Genomic DNA, 14,215 nt, shown 5'->3' on the forward strand with positions numbered 1-14,215 from the left:
AACCTCCAGGTTCTTTTTTTGTTCACAAATGAAGATTGAATGAAATAGTTGGAACGATCTGTAAAGGTCGTTTGAAGATCACAATTCGGATTTGATGAATCGAATCAATTCGGCATTGAATTTTTCCAATTCATCATAGAATGCCCCATGACCACTCTCCTCAAAAGCAATCAATTGAGAACCGGCAATGCCTTTGTTCATCTCCTCGGCAAACTCAAATGGGCATATCTCATCCTTCTTCCCGTGTAAAATCGCTGTAGGTACCTGAATCGAACTCAGGTCACCTCGCAGATCCTCATCGCGCAAGGCAATCGCACTGTTAATCGTACTGTAAGATGAAGCCTCCATGCCGAGTGCATGGAACCAATCCATAAACGGCTTACTGTGCTGCTTCGCGAAAAACATGCCGCCAAACGTCTCCAGCAGCTTCGGACGATCTGCGAAGATCGGCTCAATAATCTGCTCGGTGAGCTGCGCTGGAGTCAATCCATACGGATAACCATCACGCTGCGTGAACACTGGTGCCGCGGCAGACAATAGCGCCAGCTTGGATACACCATGTCCCGCATGGCGGGCCATATAATGCACGGCAATCGCTCCACCCATGGAGAAGCCTGCAAGCACCACGTCGCTCAACTCCAGATCATCAATCACGGCACGAACATCGTCCGCCATTCGATCGTAGTCATAACCTGTGGACGGAGCGTCCGACTTGCCATAACCTCTAAAATCTATTGCAATGGCACGAATGCCATGATTCGGCAGTACATTTAATTGATATTCAAACATTTTATAATTAACTGGCCAGCCGTGCAAAAAGACAACCGGTGTGCCTTGGCCAATATCTTCAACAAATACACTCACATTTGGTTCCACTTGTACGTAACGTCCCATATTTCACAGCTCCCTTTATTGTCATATCGTTGCAGCGGCAGATTGCCGCACTGCATGGTATTGTTTCAATAACAACGTTCCCTTAGTCATACTCCGTGTAGAACGTTCCCCTGGAATTGTCTCTTCGATTCATTACCCGCTGACCCAAGGTTCAAACGCCATCTTTTTCAAATGGATTTAGTTATCGCAGCAGTCTTAGTCCATTCAGAATAACCAGGATCGTGCTGCCTTCATGGCCTACCACACCCAATGGTAATGCAACATCTTGTAAGAAGTTGCCCGCAATTAGAGCCAGAATTACAGTGATGGCAAAAAACATATTCTGCTTCACCGTCCGCTGTGCCCGGCGAGCCTGCCTGATCACCCAGGCGATTTCTTCAATATTGTCATTCATCAGTACAACATCCGCTACTTCCAGTGCCGTGCCGCTACCCGATACACCCATGCCCATGCCAACCGTTGCCGCTGCAAGTGCAGGCGCATCATTCACACCATCCCCAACCATTAACACTTGCCCGTACTTTTCACGAAGCAGATGCACCTGCTTCACTTTATCTTCGGGTAACAAACCTGCGTATACCAGGCTCACACCTGTCTCTCGGGCGATCACTGCTGCCGATTCGGGACGATCACCTGTCAGCATAGCCACTTTCACACCCATCGCTTCCAGCATTTTTACCGCTGCGGCTGCTTGTGGGCGCACAGTGTCCCTCATCGCGATCAGTCCGGCCATCTCCCCGTTCGCTGTGATGGCAGACACGGTTTTGCCTTCTCCCTCAAGTTGGGCACGTATGTCATGCCACACAGCAAGATCATTCATATCAGAAACACCCAATTGCTTCTCTATATCATTTGCGTTATTTACTTCACTGATATGATGCGTATCCAATTCATCCGTTTTGCCAATTTTCCAGAGAACGCCGTCTACTTTCCCCTCAATCCCCCAGCCTGTCAGAGCTTGAACCTGTTCAGCAATCGGGAGGTTGATGTCCTCCTTGCTTGCCTGCTCCACAATGGCCCGAGCCAGCGGGTGCACCGAAAGGTTCTCAATGGCGGCTACCGCCCCCAACAACTGTGTCCGTTCATATCCGTCTGCCGTTATAATATCGGTCACCTGTGGTGTACCCATCGTCAATGTCCCTGTTTTATCAAAAGCAACCACCCGGGTCTGGGCCATGTTCTCCACATGAGCTCCACCCTTGAAGAGAATACCCCGACGTGCACTGCTGGACATCGCTGATAACATGACCGGCATAATGGAAGAAACCAGGGCACAAGGTGAAGCTACAACCAGAAAGACCATTGCTTTGTAAAACGCCTCATTCCACGTCCAACCAAGTAATAGCGGTGTTCCCGCAATTACCAGCACCGTTACAGCGACAACAATACGGGCGTATATCCCCTCGAATCGCTCAATAAAGCGTTGGGAATCCGGCACTTCCGTCTGCGCTTCTTCCACCAGTTTAATGATTTTGCCAAACAACGATCCTCCAGCGGATTTGGTCACCTCCACATATAGGGCACCTTCGCCGTTCACAGTACCTGCAAATACTTCGTCACCAGCAATTTTGTCTACGGGAAAGGATTCCCCTGTAATCGAGGCCTGATTGATAAAAGAGCTGCCTCGGTACACGACACCATCCGCCGGAACCAGTTCGCCCGGTTTCACCAGCAACAGATCCCCCGGTTGCAAATCATCGATGGATACACGATTCATCTTCCCATCCTCAATACGCAGCGCCGTTTCCGGTTTGAGCGCAAGCAATGATGAAATATCCTTGTGACTGCGCTCCGTTGCATAGCTTTCCAGTGCACCACTTAACGCAAAAATAAAGATCAGCATGGCGCCTTCATTCCAGTAGCCGATGGCTGCCGCTCCCAACGCTGCTGCAATCATGAGCAGATTCACATCGAGATCACGATCCTTGACCAGTGTCTCAATGCCTTCTTTGGCCTTGGTCCATCCACCTATGGCATACGCAACAATATATAGTAGTACGGATAACGGGTTAGACCATGATGCCGTTGCCCAGGCAATAAACATTAAAAGTCCACTGCCCAGAGCAGCTTGCATTTCCTTGTTGCGCAGCATAGCCCGAAAGTCTGGTTTGCGCCCTCGGCCTGGGCCAGGTGTATTAGCTGAACGCTGTTCAGCTTTTGCTTGGGTTTGAATGGGTTGGTGTATCGCTTGCATATGAATCACAATCCTTTCTGAATGTCGGGTTGTGGATTGCACTTTGCTGCATCCATGTCCCCTGTATTGAAGTCGTATTGAGAATGAGAGCCATTGTTAATACCCTAAAAATGACACATGCTGCTGCGGGAATCCCGCAGCAGCATGGTTATTGAATGATTTTCAAATCATTTTGATTGAGAATGATAATCATTTTTGTACTTATGCAATTATTTTTACCCAATACAACTTTCGCTTTATTATATGCCTGTGCTCTGTATTTGTAAACGGGTTTTTCACCTTAGCCGATGTAAAATAAAAAAAGCCACTCGTCCATAAGGACAAGCGGCTCGTTTGAATTTAATTTATTAACGTTATGAATTAAACACTAACGTTTGATTGCTGGCTAGCTTTAATGGCTTGCTCCAGATCGTAGAGGATATCCTGAATATTCTCTGTACCTACAGATAAACGAATCAGCTCAGGATTAACTCCGGCTGCAGTCTGCTCATCTTCTGTCAGCTGTTGGTGCGTCGTACTTGCCGGATGAATGATCAGTGACTTGGAGTCACCTACGTTGGCAAGGTGAGAGAACAGCTTCACATTTTCAATCAGTTTGCGTCCTGCATCCACTCCGCCTTTGATACCAAAGGTCAGAATGGCTCCCTGGCCTTTCGGCAAATACTTCTGTGCCAGTTCATAGGAAGGGTGACTCGGCAAACCTGCGTAGCTTACCCATTCCACATCCTCATGTTTCTCCAGATATTGCGCCACAGCCAGTGCGTTGCTGCTATGACGTTCAACACGCAGATGCAGTGTCTCCAGTCCTTGAATGAGCAACCATGAATTGAAAGGTGAGATCGTAGCACCAAAGTCACGCAGCAATTGTACACGAGCTTTGATAATATAAGCAATCGGTCCAACCGCTTCTGTATATACGACACCATGATAGCTGGAATCCGGCTTTGTCAGTCCCGGGAACTTGCCACTCGCTTTCCAGTCAAATTTGCCGCTGTCCACAATAACTCCACCAATGGAAGTACCGTGACCGCCAATAAATTTGGTAGCCGAATGAACGACAATATCGGCTCCATGTTCGATTGGGCGAAGCAGATATGGACTTGGGAATGTATTGTCTACAATCAAAGGAATGCCATGTTCATGGGCGATAGCTGCCACAGCTTCAATATCCAGTACGTTGCCTTGCGGATTACCAATCGTTTCAGCGTACAATGCTTTTGTTTTGTCCGTAATCGCCGCCCGGAAATTTTCAGGATCACTGGAATCTACAAACTTTACATCTAAGCCAAGTTTCGGTAGTGTGGTTGAGAACAGATTGTACGTTCCTCCATACAGACTCGCTGCGGAAACAATCTCATCTCCCGCACCTGCGATGTTTAAGAGGGAGAACGTAATCGCTGCCTGACCGGAAGCGGTAGCCAGTGCACCAGCGCCTCCCTCAAGTGCAGCAATACGTTGTTCGAACACATCCGTGGTCGGATTCATCAGACGTGTATAGATATTGCCAAACTCTTTCAATCCAAACAGATTGGCTGCATGCTCCGTATCACGGAATCCGTAGGATGTTGTTTGGTACAACGGTACTGCACGTGCATGGGTGGTCGGATCAATCTCCTGGCCGGCATGAATTGCCAATGTTTCAAATGAAAGCTCACGTTCGTTTGACATAAATCTGTTTCCTCCCTTAACTTATACGTTTGGCAAATCCCTAGATGTCATGACATGGTGGCGTATGTTTTCCATATTCTCTCACAAGATGTCGCTTTTGAAAAGAAATATTTCCGATTTTTCCGATGAGAAATATTAAATATGTATGATGAAGACTGCTACACCAAAAAAACCTTTGCGGGAGCAAAGGTTTTAAGGATTTTTTTGCAACCATCAGCTGCTGAACTTCTGCGCGAATTTATACCGTTTATACCCGAACGCCACTCCAAATCTCACGTAAATGCTTGGCCGCCGGGACAGCTTCCTCCGCCGTTACCCCTTCTAGTGAAATATCGATGTGTGGTTTATAGGTCTTCAATAGTTCAAAAAATAACGGATAATCCAGAATGCCCTCACCCGGCACCGGATTGAACTTCTCACCCTGCGCATTGAAAGCCACATCTTTGGCATGAATGACAATGATGCGCTGATACAGCGTTTCCATCACTTCACGCAGGAATGCAGACTGGTCAGCCACATGTGGCTGTTTGATCAGATTACAAGGATCGAACAGCATGCCCAGATTGGATGAAGGAATGTCTTCAAACAGACGGATCATATGTTCACGTGTATGTAGCGTATGAGTAGATACAGGCTCAATCGCCGCATGAACGCCCCACTTTTCCGCCTCTTCCGCCAGTTCCTCTACCGTCTCTCGCAGCACCGTCCACGCCTTGTCTTCATATCCGTCCGGATGAGAGTCGCGATACGTATCTAGGCCCCCAGTCTCCGTCGCGACCATGCTGCAACCGAAATCCCGGGCATAACGCAGATGCTCCTTGAATCGATCAATGTCTGCACGACGGGCCACAGGATCAGGATCAATCGGGTTGATGTAGCAACCTAGTACCGCAATCTTGACTCCACGCTGTGCAAACTGATCTCCGATCTCGTTCGCCAGTCCAGGGCTCAGCTTGCCATTGGCCGAATCCACATCCGACAAGGCCTTGGCTAATGCCAGCTGGACCGAATTAAATCCGTTATCCGCGATGGTCTGTGCAAGCTGTGCTGTAGGCTGTTTGCCAAACGTATGCGCAAGAATACCAAGTTTCATGTCGTTACCTCCTTTGATCGCTGACAGCGTTAACGAGCCATCCAGCCGCCATCCACATTCAGTACGTGACCATTCAAATAATCCGAAGCCGCCGATGCCAGGAAAACAACCGGACCTTTCAGATCCTCAGGTGTTCCCCAGCGTCCAGCCGGAATCCGTGCCGTGATGTCACGGTAACGATTTTCATCGGCGCGGATCTGAGTCGTATTGTCTGTTTCCATATAGCCTGGTGCAATCCCGTTGATTTGAACACCTTTGCCTGCCCATTCATTTGCGAGTGCTTTCGTTAAACCGGCTACCCCATGTTTACTGGCCGTGTATCCCGGTACATTAATTCCACCCTGATAAGACAGCATGGAGGCAATGTTAATGATCTTGCCACTTCCCCGTTCAATCATATGTCTGCCAGCCAACTGGCTCAGGAAAAATACCGTATTCAGGTTAAGACCAATGACATCATGCCAGTCCTGCTGACCGTGATCGACTGCAGGTGTACGACGAATAATTCCCGCATTGTTGACCAGAATATCAATTCTCCCTTGAAAGGCTAATGCCTTTTCAAACACCCCGGTCAATTCGTCCTCACGGCTCAAGTCAGCTTCAATTACATACGCTTTGCGTCCTAGAGCCTCAATGGCACGCGCTGTTTCCGATGGATTGGAGTAAGACACCAGCACAACATCCGCACCGGCTTCAGCAAGGCCAATCGCCATTCCTTGCCCCAGACCTCCTGATGTACCAGTGACAAGTGCAACTTGTCCGCTTAAATCAAATGGGTTCATGAATGATTCCTCCGCATGGTTATTGGGTTGCAAACCGTGTTCTTCAGCCTCGGCAGTCACGTAACCACTGTGGAACTGAAGGTCAGCTCTGATAATCCACTTCGATACCATTTTGCCTGTAAAGGGACGCTGTCTCCTCATCCAGCCGACTGTCGCTGATGATGCAGTCCAACTCCGAGCAGTGTGCAAAAGTCCGAAGGGCAAATTGTCCGAATTTATAATGATCCACGACGCCATAGACCTGCTGAGAAGCAGAGATCATTGCTTTTTTTAGTGGCACCAGATCTCCTGTATATATGGAAAGTCCAAATTCCGGATGAAGTGCCGTCGTGGAGATAAACGCTTTGTGAATGTTGAGACCGGAAATGAAGGCAGCCGTATCGTCTCCCACCAGCATATTGCGGACTCTTGCTCCGCCGGGCACAACCAGTCGCACCTGCTCCTTTTTGGTCAGCTCAGCAATAATGAACAAATCATTGGTGACTACGGTAATGGACTGATTGTCCATTCGTTTCGCCATCTCCAACGTGGTGCTTCCGCCGTCCAGCGCAACAATATCTCCTGGCCTGATATAAGCAAGGGCTCGCTCGGCAATCTCTGTTTTCTCCGAATGGTGCTTTTCCGTAGCCCCACGACTTGTGAGGATGCCGTACTGGTCATTCTGAGCCAGCATCGCACCCCCATGGACACGTACGAGCAATCCCATGCCTTCCAGCTTATCGAGATCCTCCCGTACGGTCTTGCCCGTCACCTGCAGCAGTTCACTCAAATCACTAACGGTGACTTCCTGCCGCTCCAGCAGAGCCTCCATAATTTTTTCATGTCTTTTCAATGGATTCATCACAGATCAACTTCCTGTTTCTTTGGAATTTACGCGCCTATTTCAGGTCCTTCATCGCCACGCCGTCCATATCCTCGAACGTCTGGTTTTCACCAGCCATTGCCCAGCAGAACGTATAGCTGCTCGTACCAACACCACTGTGGATGGACCAGCTAGGAGAGATGATGGCCTGACGGTCACGTACAACCAAATGCCGTGTTTCGTTTGGCTCACCCATCATATGGAATACCACGCCATCTTCCGGCAGGTTGAAATACAAGTATACTTCGGAACGGCGGTTGTGGGTATGTGCAGGCATCGTATTCCACATGTTGCCCTTGTCGAGTTCCGTAATACCCATCACCAGCTGACAGCTCTGGATTCCTCCTTCTCCCTGGTGGATATAGCGATAGATCGTCCGTTCGTTCGAGCTTTCGATACTGCCGAGGTGGTTCGGCTGAGCTTGTTCTTGCGTTGCTTTTACTGTTGGATATGTGTGGTGCGCCGGTGTGGATACAAAATAAAACTGAGCTGGCTGATCGTTGCCGCTGTTCTTAAACACAACCTCTTTTACACCTCTGCCGATATACAGGCACTCTTTCGCACCAATCTCGTATCCTTGACCGTCAGCTGTCACAGTTCCATGACCTCCAACATTAATGATACCGATTTCACGACGCTCCAGGAAAAAGTTCGTTCCGATATCCTTCAGATTCACTTCAAGTGCGATATCCTTGCTTTGAGGTACAGCTGTTCCTACAATATAACGATCTACATGAGAGTAAACGGTTACCAATTCATCTGTGGCAAACAATTGCTCCATCAGGAATTCCTCGCGAAGACGGGATGTATCATAGTTTTTCACTTCATTTGGGTGTGCAGCATAACGGTTTTGCATCATTAATCCATTCCTTTCGTTAGTCAGATAATGTTCATATAAGTTCATTTTAGTTCATTTTGTATCTTTTGTGTACCTTTTTTTATAAAAATAAAAAAAGATTAACCAGTAATTATTGGCTAACCTCATGATACGAACAGCATCTAAACTACGATATTTTTACAATCTATTTGCATTGACTTAATAGAAGAACCTTTCCCTCGATGCTTGATTCAGCGGTTTCAATGGCCTGTTTCACATTAGTAAGCTCATACGTCGCCCCAATGTTTGCCATCAATAGTCGGCCTTCTCGAACTAACTCAATTACTTCATTGAATACCTGTTCCCATTGTTCTTGCGAACATCGCTCTACCCAATGCTTTAGCCAAAAGAGTTTAACGTTAACTTGTGTTCCGCGGGTCACCTCATGCCATAACGGTGAGATACCCGAGAGCAGTCCGACGCTTATTACGGTTCCATGCGGTCTTATACAACTCACAAGTTGCTCTCCATCTGCCCCTCCGATACAGTCGACGGCCGCATTTGCGCCACGCCCCTCCGTTAATTCTGCAATTTTCTCCTGTAACAACTCTTCCATCGTATTCACGACAAAAGCTGCCCCAAGGCGATATAACTCAGCAGTATGGCAATCATTTCTTGTGAGCGCAATCATACGAAATCCCAGAATCTTCGATAATTGGGCGAAGATTCGCCCAATCGCGGAACCACCGGCATTGACAATCAAGGTATCACCGTACGTAAGATGAAGTATATCCGTACAAATCAGCCAAGCTGTTATCGGGTTAATGTAGATCTGACTTGCCGATTGATCATTAATATCATCAGGCACAATGATCGCATGTCGATCCAAAGTTTTCACCACCTCTTGCCACGTGTTCTCGCCTCTCAGCGGTAAGACACGTTGGCCTAACAGTTGATTGGATACTCCCGGTCCTACTGCCTCCACGATCCCCACTCCCTCGAACCCAGGTACAGCTGGCAATGCCGTCCGATGAGGATATGCGCCTCGAACGGGAATGACATCTGAAGGATTAATAGGCCGAGCGCACATCCTCACCGCTAATTCACCGGGGCCAGGGGGCACTATCTCCTTCTCCTCTATGCACAGCACTTCGCTCGGCTCGCCAAAACGATAATAACGTATAACCTTAGTCTTCATTATTGCATCTCCTAAAATCATTTTTCTTAAATAAAAATATAACACTAGTGCCCCAATGTTGGGATAAATCAAAGAACCCGACGGAAAAATCCCCGCCAGGCTCTGGTGCTCTTGCGATGTATTATAAGGAGTAAATGAGCGCCTCATAAGGACGCAAACGAAGGTGGCCTTCGCTAACCTCATCGGAGGTTGACCGATCCAGATTGCCAATGATAAAGCGGGCATTCGTGGCTCGATCAGCGAATGAAGCAGGCAGACGATAGGACTGCTCCCGGTCCGAGTGATTGAGAATGACAAGCCATGTCTCTCCATCCAGACTGCGGCTATATGCATATACATGCTCTTCCCCTGCCGATTGGTCACGATAATCTCCATAGACCATAACCGCGTGCGTTTTACGCAGGGCAATTAGCTGCTGATAATATGCAAATATGGAATCCTGCGCGGCCAAATCCCGCTCCACATTAATCTCTTCATAGTTGGGATTCAACTGCATCCACGGCTGCCCTTCGGTAAACCCGGCATGCTTGCTGCTGTCCCACTGCATTGGTGTGCGGGAATTATCCCGGCTCAGCGGCTGAAGACTGTGGAGCACTTCATCTGGCGCACGGCCTTTACCGATTTCTTCCTTATATTTGTTCTTCATTGCAATATCGTGATATTCATCAATCGAAGAGAACCGGACACCCGTCATGCCGATCTCCTCTCCCTGGAATACATACGGTGTTCCCGGAAGGGTATGAATCATGGTCGCCAGTTGTTTGGCCGATTGCACACGGTATTGTCCATCATTTCCGTACCTTGAAGCCTGTCGGGTGTGATCATGATTGTTCAGGAACTGGGAGTTCCAACCTTCATGTCGGAAAGCTTCATACCAGCTCTCCTGAATTTCCTTGTACCGTGCCAGATCCCAAGTAGGCATGTCATCCGCCACCTGGAAATGGAATAACGTATGCAGCTCTTTCCTTTTGTCGCCCACATACAAGAGACCATCCTCAGGTGTGACAAATGGAATCTCTCCTACGGTCATGATGTCATAATGCTGGAGAACCTCCCGGTTCATTTCCTGCAAATATTCATGAATACCCGGATTATTGCCCAGATAATCAATGTTCTCCGGGTGCTCCGCATCCGGGAAACCTTCCAGCTTGGCGAGCAGATTAATAACATCCATGCGGAAGCCATCAATGCCCTGATCCAGCCAGAAACGCATCATCCGATAAATCTCCTCACGCAGCTCGGGATTTTCCCAATTCAGATCAGGCTGCTCCTTGGCAAAAGAGTGGAAATAATACTCTCCCGTTCGCTCGTCATATGTCCAGGTCGACGGTTCAAAATAGGAGCGCCAGTTGTTCGGCGGGCCATCCAGTTTCCCCGGCTTCCATATATACCAGTCGCGTTTCGGGTTATCGACAGATGAACGTGATTCTTCAAACCATGCATGCTGCTCTGATGTATGATTGACCACCAGATCCATAATGAGTTTCATGCCCAGTTCATGGACCTTGTCCAGCAATTGCTTGAACTGCTCCATCGTTCCGGCTTTCGCCATGATGCGGTAATAATCCGCTATGTCATACCCGTTGTCTTTATCCGGCGATTCATAGATGGGATTAAGCCAGATGACATCAATACCCAGACTTTTGATATAGTCGAGCTTGAGCATCAAGCCCTCCAAATCCCCGATGCCGTCTCCATTCGCATCCAGGAAGCTCCGCCAGTACACCTGATATACAACGGCTTCTTTCCACCATGCCCGGTTCATGCTGCATCTCCCCTTTTCTGCTTAATGGCTGTGCTCCTGCAACGTACGCTCCAGGAATGACAACGTGAGCTGTGTCGTATCCTTCAGCACCACGTCCACTCCGGAACCTTTAAGTACAGCTTCCTCACCAATACCCACGGCGATCATGCCTGCGGATTTGATGGCCTCAATACCCGCCTGCGCATCCTCGATGCCGATGCAGGCTTTAACCTCAGCACCTACTTCTTCCGCTCCGCGCAGGAACAGATCAGGTGCTGGCTTGCCGTGTGGTACGGAATCCGGATGTACCACATAGCGGAACAGCGAGTCCAACTCCAGCGCCTTCAGAATTTGAGGAGCATTTTTGCTGGCCGAGGCGATCACCGCAGGAATGCCGGAGGCTTTCAGCTCAAGCAGCAATTCCCGAATTCCAGGGTAAGTATGCTCCGGTGTCAGCGAATCCAGCAACGAGACATAATGTTCGTTTTTACGCTGTGCGAATTCTTCCTTTTCCTCAACCGAAAATGCATCTTCCATGCCACCAAGACGTAAAATGCGCGCCAGCGACTCCCCGCGACTAATGCCCTTTAACTGCTCGTTGAATTCCCGGTCAAACGGAATATCCAGCGATTCCCCCAGCTTTTTCCACGCTACATAATGGTACTCCGCCGTGTCGGTAATGACACCATCCAAATCAAAAATAACGGCTTGAAGTGCTCCGTTCCCTTTCATTTACCCGTTCCTCCCCATGTTATTGCTCTAGTTGCCATTCAATTCGTTTCTCGTTGCTTTCCCGTCTCTCGCCCTTCCAGTTCAGAACGACCGTCCAGCCCGATGCGTTGGTAATGCTCGCAACCCGTTTGCCCTCACGGGATTCAAAATGAATATCGAACTCCGCATCGCCTACCATCAGATGTTTCAGACTGCATGTTTTGTTTTCCCATGCCTGCGGCATATCAGGTGATAAAGTTACACGACGGTGCTGTGCTTCCGGTTGAACGCCGAAGAAGTGTCGCACGACTGGTACAGCCAGTGCATAGATGGTCCACGCCTGTACGACACAGCCGTAGTCCGGGGACATCTCCGAGAATGAACCTGGCACTACACGTGAGAAGCTTTTCCCCATTCGGCGCAGTAAATCCAGTGCGTGATCCGGATGCCCGTACGCAGCTTCTGCAACCGCATGTGCTCCGGTAGAGATTGTCATCGTGCCCTGTTGATACATGGCAGCAAGATACGTACCGTATTCACCGATAAAGTCGCGGTTTCGCATCGCTTCCAGCGCACGCTGTGCTTTGTACTGATCGGCAATTCCTGCTTCCATGGGGGTGACAATGACCCAGTTTTTGTTCAGCAGCCAACCGCGATCTTTCTGATTCTCACCTGCATCGGCAAGCAATCCTTCCACGTACTCCCGGTAGTCTTTGATCCCTTGCTTTTCAGCGAGAGAAACCATGTAATCTACCTTGGGCACAATATCGGAAATAGGTGCAACGGCATCCGCATATAGGCTGTCTTTTTCAGACCAATACACATCATTCACTGCGCGTACCGTTTGTTCGGCCAGTTTTTGATATGTCTGATGCCGCTTCGTTTCACCCAAATAGAGACTCATGTGCTCAAGGGCCTGAAGTGCCTTCGCAGTATATACGGCACTATCAATCAATTCCATATTCAAGCCGGCAATTTCGATGATGCCGTAACCGGAAGGGAAGAGGTCTCCGTCCGGGTCCATCTCACCCAGCAGCCAGTCGATTCCCTGAACACAATAGTCATAATGCTCGCGCAGAAGTGCATCGTCTCCGGTCCACAGGAACATTTCCCATACAAAGGCGATATAGTGTGCCGTCTCCTGCGTGTTGCCGCGGTTAGACACCGCTCCTATCGTGGTCACTTCATGCACAAAACGTCCATTGCCGTTCGCTTCCTTGGATTTCTCCAGCAACAGATTCAACGTATCCCGCACCAGTTGATGATCTCCCGTAGCAAGAACACCCTGAAGCGCATACGTACTGTCACAGCCGAACCACCACGGATACGTGGGTCCACCTGCCGTCAATCCACGACCAATTCCGTCTACTTGCTGCACCAGCCACTGATTATTGCGCTTCACCCAGGCAAATTGCTCGTTTAGATCATCTTCGCCTTCAATGTTCAGCACTGCGCGCTGATCCAACTTGTCGTAGAGCTGCTGCTTCTGCTCTTTCAAGCTGACGTGGTCACGTTCGATAACTGCATAAGTCTGCTCACAGGCTTCACGGGACGACTCCGAACCGGCAACAAATAACCGGAAGCGGAACACATCCTTCTCCTCCAGCGTGCATTCGGTTACAAAAGAAATGCCTGTGCCCTTGCCTGCCGTCAGTTCTGGTCCGTAAATTTCAGGACCAACGGTCATTTCCGTTCCAGGCAGGTCACTTCCAATCATGGCGTACCAGTCTTGGGCATCATCTTTGACGATGACTTTGCGCGGCGAAATAGCTTCTGCCGTTTCACCCGCTCCTGGGAAAATTCCGATCTCATCCGAATACCACACTGGACGGAGATCGGTACGCGACAGCAGCTCCAGCTTGAGCCGGGTTGTTCCTTTGCCGTAAGCGCTGATCTCATATTCAGCGACCATGCCTTTTTCATAATCGGGGGCAAACTGGTTGCGTTCAATGGATACCGGAATGTGACTCAAACCGTGATCATAATCGAACCGGCTTCCGCCCCAGGATTCACTTGTGAATCCATCTGCCCTTGCCCATACCGCAATGTTGCGATCCAGATCGGTTACCTTCAGCCAGAAGCCGTCCAGCAGCTTGATCGGATGCAGCCATACACCGCCCATTTCGTTAGCCATATGATGCCCAAAATCAGGAAAGTATCCGTCCTGGGTACCGCAAATCTTTACATATTCACCTGCGTTATAATACAAATTAAATGGATGTCTGCTTGTTAATGTGGCCATGGTAGTCCTC

General features: G+C 49.0%; 11 protein-coding genes. All 11 read right to left on the reverse strand.

All coding sequences use genetic code 11. The annotated features are described in order from the left end of the window. Positions 1-78: 78 nt before the first annotated feature. A complete protein-coding gene (locus G3352_RS27845) occupies positions 79-894 on the reverse strand; it encodes an alpha/beta fold hydrolase (protein WP_163761328.1) in 816 nt (271 codons plus the stop codon). Positions 895-1,075: 181 nt separating this feature from the next. Next, complete coding sequence (locus G3352_RS27850) at positions 1,076-3,088, reverse strand: heavy metal translocating P-type ATPase (RefSeq protein ID WP_163761329.1); 2,013 nt, start codon at positions 3,086-3,088, stop codon at positions 1,076-1,078. Positions 3,089-3,448: 360 nt separating this feature from the next. Further along, complete coding sequence (locus G3352_RS27855; protein WP_163761330.1) at positions 3,449-4,756, reverse strand: homocysteine synthase; 1,308 nt, start codon at positions 4,754-4,756, stop codon at positions 3,449-3,451. 247 nt (positions 4,757-5,003) lie between these two features. Beyond that, a complete protein-coding gene (locus G3352_RS27860) occupies positions 5,004-5,849 on the reverse strand; it encodes a sugar phosphate isomerase/epimerase family protein (protein ID WP_163761331.1) in 846 nt (281 codons plus the stop codon). Between the two features lie 29 nt (positions 5,850-5,878). After that, the gene (kduD, locus tag G3352_RS27865; protein ID WP_163761352.1) at positions 5,879-6,631 is read right to left on the reverse strand and encodes a 2-dehydro-3-deoxy-D-gluconate 5-dehydrogenase KduD; all 753 of its coding nucleotides are present in this window, start codon (positions 6,629-6,631) and stop codon (positions 5,879-5,881) included. 82 nt (positions 6,632-6,713) lie between these two features. Beyond that, positions 6,714-7,472 (reverse strand): DeoR/GlpR family DNA-binding transcription regulator, encoded by a 759-nt coding sequence (locus G3352_RS27870; protein ID WP_076291233.1) that lies wholly within the window; start codon positions 7,470-7,472, stop codon positions 6,714-6,716. A 37-nt stretch (positions 7,473-7,509) separates the two neighbouring features. Then, a complete protein-coding gene (kduI, locus tag G3352_RS27875) occupies positions 7,510-8,349 on the reverse strand; it encodes a 5-dehydro-4-deoxy-D-glucuronate isomerase (RefSeq protein ID WP_163761332.1) in 840 nt (279 codons plus the stop codon). Between the two features lie 166 nt (positions 8,350-8,515). After that, the gene (locus tag G3352_RS27880; protein WP_163761333.1) at positions 8,516-9,508 is read right to left on the reverse strand and encodes a zinc-dependent alcohol dehydrogenase family protein; all 993 of its coding nucleotides are present in this window, start codon (positions 9,506-9,508) and stop codon (positions 8,516-8,518) included. Positions 9,509-9,629: 121 nt separating this feature from the next. Continuing rightward, positions 9,630-11,273: an alpha-glucosidase gene (locus G3352_RS27885; RefSeq protein WP_163761334.1), complete on the reverse strand. Its 1,644-nt coding sequence runs from the start codon at positions 11,271-11,273 to the stop codon at positions 9,630-9,632. Between the two features lie 21 nt (positions 11,274-11,294). Continuing rightward, a complete protein-coding gene (pgmB, locus tag G3352_RS27890; protein WP_163761335.1) occupies positions 11,295-11,984 on the reverse strand; it encodes a beta-phosphoglucomutase in 690 nt (229 codons plus the stop codon). Between the two features lie 19 nt (positions 11,985-12,003). Then, positions 12,004-14,205 (reverse strand): alpha-L-rhamnosidase-related protein, encoded by a 2,202-nt coding sequence (locus G3352_RS27895; RefSeq protein WP_163761336.1) that lies wholly within the window; start codon positions 14,203-14,205, stop codon positions 12,004-12,006. Between the last annotated feature and the right edge of the window lie 10 nt (positions 14,206-14,215).

The organism is Paenibacillus sp. ALJ109b (genome assembly GCF_010747435.1).
GTDB classification, from domain to species: domain Bacteria; phylum Bacillota; class Bacilli; order Paenibacillales; family Paenibacillaceae; genus Paenibacillus; species Paenibacillus taichungensis.